The sequence below is a fragment of the Formosa sejongensis genome (assembly GCF_033447105.1).
In the GTDB taxonomy this organism is placed as follows: domain Bacteria; phylum Bacteroidota; class Bacteroidia; order Flavobacteriales; family Flavobacteriaceae; genus Formosa.
On record NZ_JAWQUN010000002.1, the window covers coordinates 223,890 to 242,325 of the forward strand.

Below are 18,436 nucleotides of genomic sequence, written 5' to 3' on the forward strand. Positions count from 1 at the left end.
AAAATAAATACATGACACCACAAATTATTATAGCAACTGGCGCTTTATTTGGTATGTCGTCTGTTATTTTCGGTGCTTTTGGAGCACATGCCTTAAAGAAAATTTTAACTTCAAATCAGTTACAAAGTTTCGAAACGGGTATAAAATATCAAATGTATCATGCCATTGTATTACTCGTTTTAGGATTTAGTTTTAACGACATGCTTCCTTCTGCAATTTATTGGTGTTTTACTTTAGGTATCCTGTTATTTTCTTTTAGCATTTACGGATTAATATTATCTGATGCCAAAGGTAAAAAACTTAAATTTCTGGGTCCAATAACACCTTTAGGTGGATTGCTTTTAGTCACTGGTTGGTTACTCCTTTTAATTCATGTATTATAAATAGTAGTACTTTATTATCCTATTCTAGAAACCCGTTTAAAGACAACGTTTCTAATTCATGCTTATCATTTTCGAAGATTAAAAACACTTTAATGTCTTTATGTTTATTTAAAAATGTTTTCACATCTTCCATTCCCATTGCTTTAAACGCAGTAGCATAAGCATCGGCAGTTATACAGTCTTTTGTAATTACAGATATACTCAACAAATTTGTTTTGCTAGGATATCCTGTATGTGGATCTATAATATGAGAATATCTGTTACCATTAATATCTGTTTTAAATTTTCTATAAGTACCAGAGGTTGCCATAGCTTCATCCTTTAAATCGATAACACGTAATAAGGATTGTGTACCATCAAAATGAGGCATTTCTACACCTACCTTCCACGGTTTTTCTTTCTCTGTATTAATTCCTTTTGCGAGTATTTCTCCGCCAATCTCAACTAAATAGTTTTCTATATTTTTAGAATCTAAAAATTTTCCAATAACATCAACACTATACCCTTTAGCAATAGCGTTAAAATCAAGGAATGTACCAGCATCATCTTTTATAATTTTATATTCTCTTCTATGCACTTTATTAAAACCAACACTAGACATTAAACTATCTATTTTAAGGCTATCTAATCCAACAGTTTCTTTTTCCGGACCAAAATCCCAAGCATTAACTAAAACGCCTATGGTTGGATCGAATGCCCCATTAGTATAATCATAAATAGCTTTAGAAGAATCGAACACAAATGCAAAATGATTGTCAATTGAATTAGACACTCCTGAATTCAACCTAGAGATATAAGAATCGGGAATATATGTAGATAAAGATTTATTTATAACACCAAACAAACTGTCGAACTGTTTCTGATAATTTGTCCCATCCTTAGAAAAATACTGAATGGAATAACCGGTACCAAAAGTAGGACCAGATAACTTTACATGCTCACTAGAAGGACCACAAGAAATAATGAATAGAAATAAAAAAAATAAGAGAAAATGTTTCATTTAATTTAAATGGGTTTCTATAACCTGAATACCGTTATATTCTATTAAATAATCTTCATTAAGATAGATAGGAAATTCCTCTCCATTCGGATTGCTTAAACCTACGCCTGCATAAAGGACTTTTGCATCTTTAGATCTAGCATGTTCTTTAAATGTTTCCATCCAAACAACATCATAATTATTTGGGTTTTCTGGAAGCAACACAGTCCGTACCAATACGAAAAAATATTGCCCATTTTTATCTATACAAACAAATTGTGGATGACGCTTTAAAGTACTATTGATGGAAATAAACTCAAAACCGCGTTGTTCAAGATCTTTTCCAACGTGATTCATCGCTAAATTATGTAATTCTTGTTTTGAAAGTGCTTTACTCATATTACAAAACTACTATAAAAACATGTTTAGATGTAAATTTTAAAATGACTAATTTTAATTTTGAAGCATTTTGTTGTAATTTAATCGTAGAAAAGGAACAATATGGAAACTACAAGACGATTTGATATAGCAATTAATAAACTTTATAAAGCATTTCATAACGACACATTACACCCTGAATGTTGTAAACAGTGTGCGGTAGGTAATATTTTAGATCAAATGGACTCTTGGAAACATCTGTCGGATAATCACGGTTCTATCACTTTAAATTATTTAGGACATGTACATCAAAGTTTAGGCAGACGTTTTAATGGTTATTCTCCACAAGAATTATTACAAATTGAAGCTGAATTTCTTAAAGCTTGTGGCTATATTTTACCGTTACATTATAAAAATGAAAAGCCTAAAAATCCAACGGACAAGGATGTTTTATTTAATGGCCTTTCGGCTGTAGTGAGTTTTCTATGCAAACTAGACCATATACCTAATGTCATGGATTGCTCTAAATTATTTGGATATGAAAAACATAAAAAAACAGAATATATTAAGGCATAAAAAAACCGACTCGTTTGAGTCGGTTTTTTAATATAATAAGATTGATTAACCTCCAAAGTCATCAAATCTAATATTCTCGTCTGCAAGACCAAAATCCTCACCCATTTTCTGAACGGCTTTGTTCATTAATGGTGGTCCACAGAAGTATAATTCTATGTCTTCAGGAGTTTCATGTTTAGATAAATACTGATCTATTACAACCAAGTGAATAAATCCGGTAAATCCGTCTCCTTCTAAATCATCAACATCATTTTTAACTTTCCAGTTATCTGCTTCTGTTGGATCAGATAATGCAATAAAGAATTTGAAATTCGGGAAATCTTTCTCTAAAGCTCTAAAGTAGTGTATGTAAAACAATTCTGCTTTAGAACGTCCACCGTACCAATATGTTACTTTTCTTCCTGTTTTTAAGGTTCTGAATAAATGATATAAGTGAGAACGCATTGGCGCCATACCTGCTCCACCACCTACATATAGCATTTCTGCCTCAGATTCGTTGATAAAGAATTCACCGTAAGGTCCAGAAATAGTAACTTTATCTCCAATTTTTTGATTGAAAATATATGAAGAAGCTATACCTGGATTTACATCCATCCATCCACCTTTGGCACGATCGAATGGCGGTGTTGCTACACGTACATTAAGCATAATTTTTCTTCCTTCAGCAGGATAAGAAGCCATAGAGTATGCTCTTTCAACAAGTTCGTTATTTTTCATAACTAAAGGCCATAAACCAAACTTTTCCCAATCTCCTTTAAACTTATCTGGTTCTCCTGGGTGATCTTGAGGGTGAGCAGAAACATCCATATCTGAATATTTAATTTCGCACTCAGGAATTTCAATTTGAATATATCCTCCAGCCTTGTAGTTCATATCTTCTGGGATTTCAACTACAAACTCTTTAATAAATGTGGCAACATTATAGTTTGAAACTACTGTTGCTTCCCATTTTTTAATTCCGAAAACTTCTTCTGGAATTGTAATTTCCATGTCTTGTTTCACTTTTACCTGACAAGATAAACGGGCACCATGTGCTAATTCCTTTCTTGTAAAGTGAGGTGTTTCTGTTGGTAAAGCTTCACCTCCACCAGAAAGCACGTGACATTCACATTGAATACAAGTTCCTCCTCCACCACAAGCTGATGGTAAGAATATTTTTTGAGCTCCTAAAGTAGATAATAAACTACCTCCTGAACTAACTTCTATTTCGCGTTCACCATTAATTAAGATCTTTACAGGACCTGATGGTGATAATTTTTGTTTTACGAACAATAATAAAATCACTAAAACTAAAGTAATAATTAAAAAAGCGACTACCGTTGCGATTACTGTTCCTATTGTACTTGCTGCTAAAATCGTCATGATATCTTAGTTGATTTCTTTTGTATTATTCGCTAACTCTTTTACCTTTTCTGCTTCAGGAGTTTCAACTTTTACAGTTTTTTCTACTTTAGCACCTTCTTCGTCACCTCCGGTTAACATTCCACCAAAACTCATAAATCCGATGGCCATTAATCCTGTGATAATAAATGTAATTCCTAATCCTCGTAAAGCAGGAGGAACATTAGAATATCTAATTTTCTCACGTATAGCTGCAATAGCTAAAATCGCTAAAAACCATCCAATTCCAGAACCTACACCATAAACAGTAGCTAAACCTAAAGTAGGAATTTCACGAGATTGCATAAATAATGAACCTCCTAAAATTGCACAGTTTACTGCGATAAGCGGTAAGAAAATACCTAAAGAGTTATATAATTCCGGTGAAAATTTCTCTACTATTATTTCTACCAATTGTACCATAGTTGCAATGGTAGCAATAAATAAAATAAATGATAAGAAACTTAAATCGTAATCTGCATACTCTTCACCTAACCATGATAATGCTCCAGGTTGAAGAATATACTGATCCAATAACCAGTTAAGAGGTACTGTAATTAACATTACAAATACAACTGCTGCACCAAGTCCAACTGCTGTAGATACTTTTTTAGAAACAGCAAGGTAAGAACACATTCCTAAGAATGTAGCGAATACCATGTTATCTATAAATATTGACTTAAAAAATAATTCTATATATTCCATATTCTTTTAGATTTCAGTTAAGTTTAAAACTTGTTACTGATTAATGATCTTCTACTAATGCTTGATTTCTACTACGTTGTACCCAGATTATAATTCCCACAACAATTAAAGCCATTGGCGATAACAACATAAAACCGTTATTCTCATAACCTATAGCGTATAATCCTGTTTTTTCGATTGGATCTCCTAAGACTTTAAATCCTAATAATGTACCAGAACCTAATAACTCTCTAAAGAATCCAACTATAATAAGAATTAAACCGTAACCAGCAGCATTACCAATACCGTCTAAAAACGATCTCCAAGGTCCGTTTGCTAAAGCAAAAGCTTCAAAACGCCCCATAATAATACAGTTTGTAATAATTAAACCAACAAATACAGAAAGTGTTTTACTTAATTCGTAAGAAAACGCTTTTAATACTTGATCGACTATAATTACTAAAGCAGCGACTACTACCAACTGCACAATAATTCTAATTTTTGAAGGAATAATGTTTCTCATTAAAGAGATTACAACATTTCCAATTGCTAGCACAGCCAATACCGACACAGCCATAACAATAGACGCTTTTAATTGCGCTGTAATTGCCAAAGCCGAGCATATACCTAATACCTGAATGGTAATTGGGTTATTATCCGCTAACGGATCGGTGATTAATTTTGTGTCTTTTTTTGATAAAAGTGCCATAAATTAATTGTTTTTTAAGTTATCGAAATAAGGCTTGTAAAGTCTAAAATCACTTTTAATCATTGCAGTAACACCATCACCTGTAATAGTTGCTCCCGCAATTGCATCAACCTCATTATCTGTTTTATCTTCGTTTTTTGGATCGGCATTACCTTTTGCTACTGTAATTCCTTTAAAATTACCATCAGCATCTAATAAATGTTCACCTATAAAGTCGTCCATAAAGAAACGTTCTTTAATGTTAGCACCTAAACCAGGAGTTTCCCCTTTGTGGTCAAAATAAGCACCTTGAACTACCATATCTTTATCTACTGAAACATAACCCCAAATGGCATCCCATAAACCTTTACCATAAATTGGAATTACATAAAATGTTTCACCATCCTTTTCTCCAATAAAAACTGGCAAACGTCTTTCTGAAACGTCATCTTTAGTTGTTGCTTTTTCCTTTTTAATATCTATTAAATACGCTTCTGGATCTTCTTTCGTTTCACCATTCTGAATAACGATTTGATTGGTAATGTATTTTTTAAATAATTCAGGAGCATCTTCTGTTGATACAAAAACTGCACTTCCATCAGTATTATCATTTACACCCATAGCATACAAAATATTTTGTTGCTTTTCGATACGTTGATTTTCTGCAATTCTAGGCTTTAATGAAGACGCTGTAAAAGCTAATACTGCACCCACAACAAAAACCATTACGATAGCAAATATAATGGTATATGAATTTTTATCTGTTCTATTTTCCATTGTTAAGCCGTTTTTACTTTTAAACGTTTCATTCTTTTCTTTACATTACCTTGAATGATGTAATGATCGATAGTTGGAGCAAATACATTCATTAATAATATTGCAAGCATTACACCTTCTGGATATGCAGGGTTGAAAACTCTAATCATAATTGATAAGAATCCTATTAAGAACCCGTAAAACCATTTACCTTTATTAGTCTGAGATGCTGTTACTGGATCTGTTGCCATAAACACAACACCAAAAGCAAATCCACCAATTATTAAATGTTCCCAGAATTTAGTACTCATTAAACTGTAAAATTTACTTGTTTCTGTAATCCATCCTGAAGACACCACACCGTTAAAGATTAATCCCATAACTAATGCTCCAAGTACTGCCGATAGCATAATTCTCCAACTTCCAATCTTAGTAAAGATTAAAAACAACCCTCCTAAAAGGATTAAGAATGTAGATGTTTCACCAACCGATCCTGGAATAAATCCGAAGAACATATCTGCAATAGAATAATCAACATGATGACCTTGCGCGAGGGTTCCTAATATAGTCTCACCAGAAATAGCATCGACATTTGCGCCAGCTGCAATTTCTTTTGTACGTTCTACAGCACCGTGAACCCAAACTTTATCTCCAGACATCCAAGTTGGATAAGCGAAGAATAAGAATGCACGTATTGTTAATGCAGGATTTAAGATATTCATCCCAGTTCCTCCAAAAATTTCTTTACCAATAACAACACCAAAAGTAACTGCTACAGCTAGCATCCATAATGGAATATCGATTGGCACGATTAAAGGCACTAACATTCCTGTTACTAAATACCCTTCTTCTACTTCGTGATTTTTAATGGTAGCGAATATAAATTCGATACCTAAACCTACACCGTAAGACACGACTACTAATGGTAAAATTTTAGTTAAACCAATGTAAAAAGCATCCCATGATAAAAACTCAACAGGCACACCTAAAGCTGCAAAATGCTGATATCCAGCATTAAACATCCCGAATATTAAACAAGGCACCATGGCCATGATTACGGTATTCATTGTACGTTTTAAATCGTCGGCAGATTTTATATGAGTACCATTGTGAGTGGTTTCATTTGGCAAGTATAAAAACGTATGCAAAGCATTAAACGCCGGTGCCATCTTTGTACCTTTATACTTTTCTTTTAAATTATGTAAATTACTTTTTAAACCCATGATTACCCTATTTCTTTAATCATTACATCCAAACCTTTTCTTATAATTTCCTGATGTGGTTGCTTAGATACACAAACGAATTCTGTTAACGCAAAATCCTCAGGAGCAACTTCGTACATACCAAGTGCTTCCATTTCATCTAAATCTGTATACATACAAGACTTAAGAATTTGTAAAGGAAAAATATCTAAAGGAAAAACCTTTTCGTAATTACCTGTTAATACAAAAGCTCTGTGCTCTCCGTTTGTATTTGTATTTAAATCGTATTTTTTATTCGGAGTTAACCAAGAAAATGTTAACGCTCTCGATTGAGAAATTTTATTAAACACAGGTTTGTTCCATCCAAAAAGCTCGTAATCGTCTCCTTCTGGAATTACAGTAATTAAATTACTATAGTAATCTAAATTACCATCTGGTTTAACTTGTTTTCCTGATAAAACATTACCACAAATAATACGATTATTTCCGCTTTCTTCAACGCCATTATCGTAAATTATAGTTGCAATTTCGCTAGCTATTTTAGTTTTAAAGTATCTTGGTTTTTGAACCGAAGATCCTACTAAAGCCACAATACGCTCTGCATTAAATTTACCAGTTAATAATAATTCACCGATAATAACAAGATCTTGTGGGTTAACTGTCCAAACAACTTCTCCTTTATTTACCGGATTAATTTTATTTATCTGTGTACCTACATTTCCTATTGGATGCGGACCTGATAATTTATGAACAGAAACTCCTGACAAACCTGCAAGAGGCGAATTAGATCCGTTTTTAACAGAAACGTGAACCTTTCCAGAAGTCAATTTACCCAACGCAGTAACAGCAGCTTGTAGTTCTGCTTCTTTTCCTTGTAAAACGAAATCTAAATCTACTGCTAACGGTGCGCTATCATAACCCGAAATAAAAATAGCTTTTGGCTGTTTTGTTGGGTTTGCAATAACATCGTAAGGTCGTTGTTTAATAAACGCCCAACACCCAGTGGCTTGTAAGTATAAACTTAAAGCTTCGGCAGTTGCAGAATTAAGATTGATTTTTTCATTTTCCAGATAAGTTTGTTCTTTATCTGCTTGGATTTTAATTGATAAAATTCTACGTTTTTCACCGCGTAAAATATCAACAATTTCTCCAGAAACAGGCGAAACAAATTGAACAGTTTCATTGGCTTTATCATAAAACACAGGGCTACCCGCTTTTACTTTAAATCCAACTCTTGCTACTAATTTTGGAATAACTCCGTGGAAGTCTTCAGGCCTTAAGGTATACGTATTGCTTATTACAGCACTTTCTAAAGCCTTTTCAGCTTCACCCTTGAGTTTAATGTCTAGACCTTTTGTAATTTTAATGTCGTTTGACATATTATAAATCTATTTATTAATAATAGTTATACTGATTTCAATATAAAATGATTGAAAAATCCGTGCAAATTTAAGAATAAAAAGGTAAAATTGTTCTAATTACAATTTATCTTATTTATTTATATTTGTTCTAAATAAAACTACAATTCGAACTTTTAATTTTATGTATATTTACTTTTTAAATGTACAAAAATGAACATTAAAATTTACTTTTTTCTTTTAGTTTCTTTACTTTCTAACATTTGCAAGGCTCAAGTTCAGTACGAAACAGCTGCACCAGACTATATAAAAACAATTACTTTTAAAGGTGATACAGATGTTAGTGTGCTTCCAATAATAGAACTAGGAGATATTTTACAACTTGAGTTTGATGTGCTAAATGGAAATGAAGACGATTTTTATTATTCTATAGAATATTTTAATTACGATTGGACTCCATCGCAATTAATGCGTCAGGAATACATCGATGGTTTCGACAAACAACGCATCATGACTTACAACAACTCCTTTAATACGTACCAAATATATTCCCATTACATACTTTCCCTTCCAAACAACCAAGTTAAAAGCTTAAAAGTATCAGGAAACTATATGATTAAAATTTACGACGAGAATGACAACTTGATGTTTTCTAGAAAATTTATGGTAAATGAAGGTGGTGCAACTGTTGGTGTAACCACAAAATTATCTAGAGATGTTAAATTCTTAAACGAGAAACAAACAGTAGATGTTGTTATTAACTCTAACATCATTCAATTTAATAACCCACTACAAACAGTAAAAACCACCATTATTCAGAATAATAATTTAAGTACTGCAATAAACAACGTTAAACCTATGTATACAATGGGTAACGAATTAATTTACAAATACAATAATGAGACTACTTTTTGGGCAGGAAACGAATATTTGTATTTTGAAAACAAAGAAATTCGAATCGCAAACAACAACATTAATTTTGTCGAGCTTCTAGACCTTTATACTAGTTATTTATACACCAATGTTGTACGAGAAAATCTGCCTTACACATACTATCCTGATATTAACGGAAACTTTGTAGTTACATGTTTAGATGCATCCGATCCAAATATCGAAGCTGATTATGCTTGGATACATTTCTCACTTCAGGCCAATGAATTTCCGATAGGCAAAACGGTATATGTTTATGGAAATTTTAATAATTACGCTCTTAATGAAAGCACAAAAATGACCTACAATTTTAAAACAGGTGTTTATGAAAACAAGATGTTACTTAAACAAGGTTTTTATAATTATAAATTTGTAACTCAAGAAGAAACTGGCCAAGTTAATGACGGAGAAATAAGTGGTAATTTTTATCAAACAGAAAACGACTATAAAGTAATTGTGTATTATAGAGACTTGGGTGGCCGATACGACAAAATTATTGGAGTTGGTGAAGCGAGTTCTGTTAACATTTCTAATTAACTACATTATATTTAAAGCTTTTACTGTTTACAAAATCACAAAATTCTAGTTATAACAATTAATTTTGTATTTTTGCAGACTAAACAATCTCTTTATCAGACAGATATATGGTTCAACAAGTAACTAGAGGCATAAAAATTTCGGTAGAAACTTCTTTTGAAGGCACATTTTATAAAAATTATAAAATACAATATGCTTTTGGATACATGGTTACTATAGAAAACCAGAGTAAAGACACGGTTCAGCTTTATGCTAGACATTGGACGATACTTGATGCTTTAAATAATCTTGAAATTGTTTCGGGCGAGGGTGTTATTGGTTACAAACCCGTACTTAAACCTGGCGAATCTCACTCTTACAGATCTGGATGTATGCTAACCTCTCCTTTCGGAGCCATGCGTGGATTTTACAACATGATAAACTTAAACAATACTAAAAAGTTTAAAGTTATTATTCCAACCTTCAAGCTAAGCGCACCATTTGCTATAAATTAACACGAAGTAATCTGTAATTTATACAATATTATCAATCTCACAATTCTTTAGTTTATAAATCAAAATACCCCATATTTTAATGCGGTTTTAGGAAGATATAGCACCTCTTTTTCAACTAAAAAAACGTAACTTTGTTTGAAACTTAATACAAATTTTAAACTCTAAATCATTATGGGAAAAGGATTTTTTAACACACCAATTGCCATTAACGAACCTGTAAGAAGTTATGCTCCTGGAAGTCCAGAACGAGAATCTGTTCTTGCCACTTACAAGGAACTTTTTAATAGCAAAGTTGATGTACCTTTATATATTAACGGAAAAGATGTAAAAACTGGAAATACCAGAACAATGTCTCCTCCTCACGACCACAAACATGTGGTTGGTCAATATCATTTAGCTGAAAAATCTCATGTAGAGGATGCTATCGCTACAGCTCTAGAAGCTAGAAAAGCATGGTCTCAAATGCCTTGGGAACACAGAGCTGGAATTTTCTTGAAAGCTGCCGAACTTATCCAAGGACCATACCGCGATAAAATAAATGCCGCAACTATGATTGCGCAATCTAAAACAATACACCAAGCAGAAATTGATGCCGCTTGCGAATTGATAGATTTCTTACGTTTCAACGTGCAGTTCATGACAGATATTTATCATGATCAACCAGAAAGCACAAGTGATGCTTGGAATAAAGTTGAATACAGACCTCTTGAAGGTTTTACATATGCTGTAACTCCTTTTAATTTTACTGCTATTGCTGGAAATTTACCTGCATGTATGGCGTTAATGGGAAATGTTGTGGTTTGGAAACCAAGCGACAGTCAAGTGTTTTCTGCAAAAGTAATTATGGATGTATTTGAAGACGCAGGTGTTCCTCCAGGAGTAATAAACGTAGTATTTGGTGATGCAGAAATGATTACCGATGTTGTTATGGCTAGCCCAGATTTCTCTGGATTACACTTTACAGGTTCTACACATATATTTAAAGAACTTTGGAAAAAAATCGGAAACAACATTCATAACTACAAAACATATCCAAGAATTGTAGGAGAAACTGGTGGTAAAGATTTTATTGTTGCTCATAAAACAGCGAAGCCTAAACAAGTTGCTACTGCAATTGTAAGAGGTGCTTTCGAATTCCAAGGACAAAAATGTAGCGCAGCTTCTCGTGCTTATGTAGCAAAAAGTATTTGGGAAGAAGTTAAAGGTTACGTTATAGAAGATGTAAACTCTTTTAAACAAGGTTCTCCTGAAGATTTTAGCAATTTTGTAACTGCTGTAATTCACGAAGGTTCTTTCGATAAATTAGCAAAATATATTGACCAAGCTAAAGCAGATAAAGATGCTGAAATAATTGTTGGTGGTGGATACGATAAGAGTAAAGGCTATTTTATAGAACCTACTGTAATTGTAACTACAGACCCGAAATATACAACGATGAGTACTGAGCTATTTGGCCCTGTAATTACCATTTATGTATATGAAGATGATGCTTATAGCGAAACACTTAAATTAGTTGACGAAACTAGCGAGTATGCATTAACTGGTGCCATTTTAGCACAAGATCGCTATGCAGTTATAGAAGCGACTAATGCTTTACAAAATGCAGCTGGAAACTTCTATATTAACGACAAACCTACAGGTGCTGTTGTTGGAATGCAACCTTTTGGTGGTGCTAGAGCTTCAGGTACTAACGATAAAGCAGGAAGTCCTCAAAACTTATTGCGTTGGATTTCTCCAAGAATGATAAAAGAAACATTTGTTACTCCAACAGATTACCGTTACCCTTTTTTAGGTGAATAACATAAGTTAATAATTATATTAAAGCCTGTCTAATTCTTATAGACAGGCTTTTTTTTATCTTATTTTTTCGTGGACAAAATTATTGTTATTTTAGTCGTTGCAAACTAATTAACCCAGCTCATGAAAATATTTTTATCAATTCTAAGTCTATGCCTTGTATTAAGTTGTAATTCAAAAAAATCAACTACAACAACCAAAAACGATAGCTTTCCTTTCTATGTCGGAACCTACACAGATAAAAAAGACAGTAAAGGAATTTATAAATACGAATTAAATGCAGATGGTACTTTTTCGGAAATAGGATTACAAACCATTACAGAAAACCCTTCATTTTTAAGTCTATCGGCAGATAAAAAACATTTAATCTCAGGAAACAAACTTGACCCTAAAAACGGCACTGTTTCATCATTCGCTATAGAAGGCGACTCTTTAATTTTACAAAATGCTATAACTTCAGGTGGAATAAATCCATGTTTTGTAACTGCAAGTAAGGATAATTATGTTCTAGCTGCTAATTACGGAAGTGGCTCTATTGGGCTTTTACAATTAAAAAATGATGGCCATTTAAGCGACTTATTAAACGTACAACAACATACCGGAAAAGGCACGACCAGCAGACAAGAAGGTCCACATGCACATTCTGCATATTTTGTTCCAAATAGCGATGAAATCATCACAATAGACTTAGGAACTAACAGTTTATGGTTTTATAAAATTGACAAGCAGTCTAATACACTGCAACCTAGTGAACCTATAACATTAAGCATGGCTGAAGGCGCTGGCCCTAGACATTTAACATTTCACCCAAACAACAAATGGATCTATGTGATAAATGAATTAGACAATACAGTAACTCAGGTCGAAAAGTTAGCAAACGGAGACTATATTGTAAAAGAAAGCATTACAACTTTACCTGCTAATTATACAGAACCATCTTATTGTGCTGATATTCATATAACAACTGACGGTAAGTTTTTATACGCTTCAAACCGCGGACATAATAGCATCGCTATTTTTGAAGTGAATCCTGAAAATGGTTCATTAACATCTATAGGACTTGAATCTTCTAGAGGAAATTTCCCTAGAAACTTTTCATTATCTCCAAATGAAGATTTCTTAGTGCTAGCGAATCAAAATTCCGATAATTTAGTATCGTATAAAAGAGATAAAGAAACAGGATTATTAACGTTTGTCGATGAAATTAAATCACCGACACCGTCTTGTGTATTATTTCAATAATTAGCCTTTAAATTTAATTGGAAGATGAACGATTTTTTTGGTGTCGAAAAATTCTTCTTCAAAATAATCGTTCAAATCGTAAATAGAAACTGTTTTATAGTCTTGAAGTTCTTCGGCTAAATCGCCGCCTTTAAGATAAATAATACCATTTTTTAAATCGTTTTGTTGTGTTTTGGCAATTTTACCTTTGGTCCAATGTACAAAAGTTGGCATGGCTGCGACTGCACGACTCACGATAAAATCGTATTTATCATCAATCTCCTCTACTCTACTATGAGTAATTTTTACATTGGCCAGTTCTAAACCTTCAACAACCTCTGTAACTACTTTTAGTTTTTTAGCAATACTATCGACTAAATGAAAAGAACATTCTGGAAACAAAATAGCTAACGGAATACCAGGAAAACCGCCACCTGTTCCAACATCCATTATTTTTGAACCGTCTTTAAAGGAAATTAATTTTGCAATCCCTAATGAATGTAAAACATGACGCAAATACAATTCATCTATATCTTTCCTAGACACTACATTAATTTTTAGATTCCAATCTTGATATAAACTTTCCAATTTTTGAAATTTAGAAATCTGATCGTCTGTTAAATCCGGGAAGTACTTTAAAATAAGTTCCATTGCATTTTTAATTTTGGCAAAAATATACATTTTAACTTCTTTATTTATGATTTTAATAAGAAGTTACCAAGCATTAATTAATTATATTTGTCGAAAAATAACAACCTACTAATATAGTTGTTATTAAACTAACATATATGACAGAACAAGTGTTATCGTTTTCACGTACAGATCCAGCTAAGTTCTTTCGAACTCTGAATAAACGCGTAAACAATTATTTTAAAGAAAATAATATTGAACGTACGGGAAACTGGAAATTATGGGTTAAAACAATAATTATGTTTACCATTTTTCTAGCACCTTACGTTTTAATCCTTACAACTAATATCCCACAATGGGCAATGCTACTATTAACCATTGTTATGGGAATAGGTATGGCAGGTGTTGGAATGAATGTCATGCACGATGGAAATCACGGTGCGTTCTCTAATAAAGACTGGGTAAACAAATTAATGGGAAGTAGTATTTATATTCTTGCCGGAAACGTTTACAATTGGCAAGTACAACATAATGTACTACACCACACCTATACAAACATTCACGGACATGATGAGGATTTAGAAGCTGGCCGAATTTTACGTTTTTCGAAACATTCTGAATGGAAAGCACATCATAAATTTCAACATTACTACTCCGTGCTATTATATGGCTTATTAACTATAAACTGGGCAATTACGACAGATATTAAACAAATGAGAAAATATATGAAACGTAAGTTATCATATGGAAAATTCCCTAGCCCGTTTGTAAATTGGAGTAAATTAGTAATTTCTAAAATAGTATATGTTACGTTTTGGATCGTAATCCCTATGTTGGTCTTAGATTTAGCATGGTGGAAGATTTTACTTGGCTTTTTTATCATGCACTATACTGCTGGCTTAATTTTAAGCGTAGTATTTCAGTTAGCTCATGTTATGGAGGACGCCGAAATGCCACTTCCTGAACAAGATGGTACTATGAAAAACACATGGGCTATTCATCAGTTAAAAACTACAGTAAATTTTGGAGCAAAAAGCAAAATTATAAACTGGTATACTGGCGGATTAAACCACCAAGTAGAACATCATATTTTCCCACATATTAGCCACGTTCACTATAACGGGATTTCCAAAATAGTAAAAGAAACGGCTACTGAATTTGATTTACCATACAACGAATATACAACCACCCGTAAAGCCATCGCTGCCCACTTTAATTATTTACGCGAAATGGGCATGAATCCAGCTTTACAATCTTAACTAATTATTAAATGAACCCACTTTCAGACAGAATTACAAGCCTGCCTACATCGGCAACATTAGCCATGGCAGCAAAAGCACGTGAATTAAAATCACAAGGCATTGATATTATCGGATTAAGTTTAGGGGAACCAGACTTTAATACGCCTGATTATATTAAAGACGCTGCAATACAAGCGATTAACGACAACTATAATTCATACTCTCCAGTAGATGGTTATGTTGAATTAAAAGATGCTATTATTACAAAATTTAAACGTGATAATGACTTAACATATAAGCCATCTCAGATTGTAGTTTCTACTGGGGCAAAGCAATCAATTGCAAACGTTGCTCAGGTATTGTTAAATCCAGGAGACGAAGTTTTATTACCTGCTCCATACTGGGTAAGCTATTCTGCACTTGCAACTTTATGCGAAGCCACTTATAAAGAAATACCTTCTACAATTGAGAATGATTTTAAAATCACTCCAGAACAATTAGAGGCTGCTATTACTCCTAAAACTAAAATGGTATTTTTCAACTCGCCAAACAACCCGAGTGGAACTGTTTACACAGAAAGCGAATACCGTGCTTTAGCAAAAGTTTTAGAAAACTATCCAGATATCTTTATCCTTTCAGATGAAATTTACGAACACATAAACTATGGCACAAAACATTTTAGTTTTGCTGCAATACCAAACATGTTCGACCGTACAATTACTGTAAATGGGGTAGCGAAAGCATTCGCTATGACAGGTTGGAGAGTTGGTTATATTGGTGCTCCAGATTGGATCGCTAAGGCTTGTACTAAAATGCAAGGTCAGATTACCTCTGGTACTAACTGTATTGCACAACAAGCAACTGTTGTCGCTTTAAATGAATCTCCAGAACGTATTCAATTTATGGTTGATGAGTTTAAAATTAGACGTGATTTAATTTTAGATTTATTAAACGACATCGAAGGATTTAAAACAAACATTCCTGAAGGTGCTTTTTATGTATTCCCTAACGTATCTTACTATTTCGGAAAAACATTAAGAGGAAAAACAATAAACAATGCAACTGACTTTTCTTTATATTTATTAGAAGAAGCTCACGTAGCAACTGTTACAGGTGAAGCTTTTGGAAACTCGGATTGTATTCGTATTTCTTATGCTGCATCTCAAGAGACAATTATTGAAGCTTTAAAACGTATTAAAGAAGCTGTAAAAGCTTAATTAAACCTTTTTAATATAATTGAAAAGCCACTATTTTACGATAGTGGCTTTTTTATGTTTAGCTGAATTCAATCCTGTCCTAAATATTATTATATGTTCATTTTTTTCATTGATAAAAAGATCCTTCGACTTCGCTCTGGATAAACCAAGCCAAAAAAATCTAGGCTTACGAACTTTTATCTAAATTTTTCGTTCACCATCTAAATTTAAAGAACTCGCTTCTAAATATCAACTATTATAGATACATTCGTTTAGCTCAAACAGCTTTAAATTTTCGATGCTTTCTCTTCAAATTTCACGATAAATTTTCGATAGGCCAACCAAAAAAATAAAATTCAACTTATATCGAAAAAAAACCTCCCTCAGCATAAGTAATTCTATAAAGTCAACAGAGGCACATCTTTAAAAAAAAGAGATTAATCGTTTAGGATGCTTTTTAAATAAATTATAAGTGATGCTATTTTATTCTAATTTTCAGAACTAATAATGCTTTATCTATTCCTCCAAAAGAAAGGCGTTAACAACACTAAAACTGTAAACAGCTCTAAACGTCCAATAAGCATTAAGAAACTACACCACCATTTCCCGAAGGCTGGTAAGGCTGAATAATTAGTTACTGGACCAAAATTTCCTAAAGCAGGACCAACGTTACCTAAACTAGAAGCAGATAAACCCACAGCAGATTCAAAATTAATACCTAGCATAGAAAACACTAATGCACCTATAATAAAGGACAGCATATACAATATAAAGAAGGCTAAAACATTAAATACAATATCTCCTGAAACAGCTTTAGTATTATAACGAACCGGAATAACGGCATTGGGATGAAGCGAACGTTTAAATTCCATAAACCCATTTTTAATCATAATTAAATGTCTAACCACTTTTACACCACCAGCAGTACTTCCTGCCGAACCTCCTAAGAACATCAATCCGAAGAAAAAGACGACTAAAAAGTGTGTCCATAAGGTGTAGTCTGCCGACACAAATCCAGTTGTTGTAATAATAGATAACACTTGGAATAAGCCATGTCTAAAAGCACTTTCAGCTTTCCCCCAAACCATTGGGTGCGTAATAGTAGACATACTTAAATCGGCTCTAAAGTAAATTATAAAAGCTACAATCGCAGTAAATATTATTATAAACCAACTATATAATTTGAATTCTTCGTCTCTGAATATTTTTTGAATTTTTCCTTTAAAGGCAAAGTAACTAAGCACAAAATTAGCACCTGCTAAAAACATAAAGAGAATGATTATATATTGTATAACTGGCATGTGATTCCAATAGGCAACACTCGCATTTTTTGTAGAAAACCCTCCTGTAGATAAGGTTGCCATAGCATGATTTATAGCATCGAAAAAGGTCATTCCTGCTACCCATAACAATAACGCTTCTGCAACCGTATATCCAAAATATATAAGCCACAATCGTTTTGCTGTATCTGTAATTCTAGGATGTAATTTATCACCACTAGGCCCTGGAGCTTCAGCTGCAAAAAGTTGCATACCTCCTATTCCTAATAACGGAAGAATGGCTACTGCTAACACGATAATTCCCATACCACCAATCCAATGCGTTAAACTCCTCCAAAACAATACACCATAAGGAATCGCTTCTATATCGTGTAAAATAGATGCTCCAGTAGTAGTATAACCAGACATAGTTTCGAAAAACGCATCTGTAAAATCAGGAATACTTTGTGTTAAAATATATGGTAAAGTTCCAGACAAAGTCATGATTAACCAACCAAAAGTTACAACTATATAACCTTCCCGTTTATTTATTTCCTTCTTATGATCTTTTGTAGTAAACATTACGACTGTTCCTACCATAATAGGAATCATTCCTGAGTAAAACAATTTGGTCGTAACACCATCATCATAAAGAAAGCTAACTAAAGCAGACAATAGCATAAACCCACCGTTGAATAACAACAGCACTCCTAGAAAATGAAAAATAATTTTAGAATTAAGCTTCAT

At 33.0% G+C, this 18,436-nt stretch carries 18 protein-coding genes; 8 read left to right on the forward strand and 10 right to left on the reverse strand.

Annotated features, from left to right (window positions below; genetic code table 11):
- Positions 1–11: 11 nt before the first annotated feature.
- A complete protein-coding gene (locus R6X41_RS03285; protein WP_318497415.1) occupies positions 12–383 on the forward strand; it encodes a DUF423 domain-containing protein in 372 nt (123 codons plus the stop codon).
- Between the two features lie 19 nt (positions 384–402).
- On the opposite strand, the gene R6X41_RS03290 is transcribed toward R6X41_RS03285, so the two are convergent.
- Both R6X41_RS03290 and R6X41_RS03295 read right to left on the reverse strand, forming a co-directional pair.
- Positions 403–1,383, reverse strand: a complete 981-nt coding sequence (locus tag R6X41_RS03290; RefSeq protein ID WP_318497417.1) for an FAD:protein FMN transferase — start codon at positions 1,381–1,383, stop codon at positions 403–405.
- The gene (locus R6X41_RS03295; protein ID WP_318497418.1) at positions 1,384–1,761 is read right to left on the reverse strand and encodes a DUF8840 domain-containing protein; all 378 of its coding nucleotides are present in this window, start codon (positions 1,759–1,761) and stop codon (positions 1,384–1,386) included. It lies immediately after the preceding gene.
- Positions 1,762–1,863: 102 nt separating this feature from the next.
- Here R6X41_RS03295 and R6X41_RS03300 point away from each other — a divergent pair, with 102 nt between their 5' ends.
- The gene (locus R6X41_RS03300) at positions 1,864–2,316 is read left to right on the forward strand and encodes a Na(+)-translocating NADH-quinone reductase subunit F (protein ID WP_318497420.1); all 453 of its coding nucleotides are present in this window, start codon (positions 1,864–1,866) and stop codon (positions 2,314–2,316) included.
- Positions 2,317–2,361: 45 nt separating this feature from the next.
- Here the strand turns inward: R6X41_RS03300 and nqrF are convergent, their stop codons facing one another.
- Genes nqrF through R6X41_RS03330 form a run of 6 tightly spaced genes read right to left on the reverse strand, consistent with a single transcriptional unit; the run spans position 2,362 to position 8,405 of the window.
- Positions 2,362–3,678, reverse strand: coding sequence for an NADH:ubiquinone reductase (Na(+)-transporting) subunit F (gene nqrF, locus R6X41_RS03305; RefSeq protein WP_318497422.1), 1,317 nt, complete (start codon positions 3,676–3,678; stop codon positions 2,362–2,364).
- 6 nt (positions 3,679–3,684) lie between these two features.
- On the reverse strand, positions 3,685–4,401 hold the full coding sequence (nqrE, locus tag R6X41_RS03310; protein ID WP_318497424.1) for an NADH:ubiquinone reductase (Na(+)-transporting) subunit E: 717 nt from the start codon (positions 4,399–4,401) through the stop codon (positions 3,685–3,687).
- A gap of 40 nt (positions 4,402–4,441) precedes the next feature.
- The gene (locus R6X41_RS03315; protein WP_318497426.1) at positions 4,442–5,089 is read right to left on the reverse strand and encodes an NADH:ubiquinone reductase (Na(+)-transporting) subunit D; all 648 of its coding nucleotides are present in this window, start codon (positions 5,087–5,089) and stop codon (positions 4,442–4,444) included.
- Between the two features lie 3 nt (positions 5,090–5,092).
- The gene (locus tag R6X41_RS03320) at positions 5,093–5,845 is read right to left on the reverse strand and encodes a Na(+)-translocating NADH-quinone reductase subunit C (RefSeq protein ID WP_318497428.1); all 753 of its coding nucleotides are present in this window, start codon (positions 5,843–5,845) and stop codon (positions 5,093–5,095) included.
- A 2-nt stretch (positions 5,846–5,847) separates the two neighbouring features.
- Complete coding sequence (locus R6X41_RS03325) at positions 5,848–7,047, reverse strand: NADH:ubiquinone reductase (Na(+)-transporting) subunit B (RefSeq protein WP_318497430.1); 1,200 nt, start codon at positions 7,045–7,047, stop codon at positions 5,848–5,850.
- Between the two features lie 2 nt (positions 7,048–7,049).
- Positions 7,050–8,405, reverse strand: a complete 1,356-nt coding sequence (locus tag R6X41_RS03330) for a Na(+)-translocating NADH-quinone reductase subunit A (protein WP_318497432.1) — start codon at positions 8,403–8,405, stop codon at positions 7,050–7,052.
- Positions 8,406–8,597: 192 nt separating this feature from the next.
- Between R6X41_RS03330 and R6X41_RS03335 the strand changes: the two genes are divergently transcribed.
- From R6X41_RS03335 to R6X41_RS03350, 4 genes are all read left to right on the forward strand, one after another.
- Complete coding sequence (locus R6X41_RS03335; RefSeq protein WP_318497434.1) at positions 8,598–9,851, forward strand: type IX secretion system plug protein; 1,254 nt, start codon at positions 8,598–8,600, stop codon at positions 9,849–9,851.
- 107 nt (positions 9,852–9,958) lie between these two features.
- Positions 9,959–10,345, forward strand: a complete 387-nt coding sequence (apaG, locus tag R6X41_RS03340; protein ID WP_318497436.1) for a Co2+/Mg2+ efflux protein ApaG — start codon at positions 9,959–9,961, stop codon at positions 10,343–10,345.
- Between the two features lie 171 nt (positions 10,346–10,516).
- Positions 10,517–12,145 (forward strand): L-glutamate gamma-semialdehyde dehydrogenase, encoded by a 1,629-nt coding sequence (gene pruA, locus R6X41_RS03345; RefSeq protein ID WP_318497438.1) that lies wholly within the window; start codon positions 10,517–10,519, stop codon positions 12,143–12,145.
- Positions 12,146–12,265: 120 nt separating this feature from the next.
- On the forward strand, positions 12,266–13,384 hold the full coding sequence (locus tag R6X41_RS03350) for a lactonase family protein (RefSeq protein ID WP_318497439.1): 1,119 nt from the start codon (positions 12,266–12,268) through the stop codon (positions 13,382–13,384).
- Here the strand turns inward: R6X41_RS03350 and rsmG are convergent, their stop codons facing one another.
- Positions 13,385–14,014 (reverse strand): 16S rRNA (guanine(527)-N(7))-methyltransferase RsmG, encoded by a 630-nt coding sequence (gene rsmG, locus R6X41_RS03355; protein ID WP_318497441.1) that lies wholly within the window; start codon positions 14,012–14,014, stop codon positions 13,385–13,387.
- Between the two features lie 137 nt (positions 14,015–14,151).
- On the opposite strand from rsmG, the gene R6X41_RS03360 reads away from it, so the two are divergent.
- The gene (locus tag R6X41_RS03360) at positions 14,152–15,252 is read left to right on the forward strand and encodes a fatty acid desaturase family protein (RefSeq protein WP_318497443.1); all 1,101 of its coding nucleotides are present in this window, start codon (positions 14,152–14,154) and stop codon (positions 15,250–15,252) included.
- 11 nt (positions 15,253–15,263) lie between these two features.
- Positions 15,264–16,451 (forward strand): pyridoxal phosphate-dependent aminotransferase, encoded by a 1,188-nt coding sequence (locus R6X41_RS03365; protein ID WP_318497444.1) that lies wholly within the window; start codon positions 15,264–15,266, stop codon positions 16,449–16,451.
- Positions 16,452–16,942: 491 nt separating this feature from the next.
- Here R6X41_RS03365 and R6X41_RS03370 read toward each other — a convergent pair whose 3' ends face one another.
- Positions 16,943–18,436, reverse strand: a complete 1,494-nt coding sequence (locus R6X41_RS03370; protein ID WP_318497446.1) for a TrkH family potassium uptake protein — start codon at positions 18,434–18,436, stop codon at positions 16,943–16,945.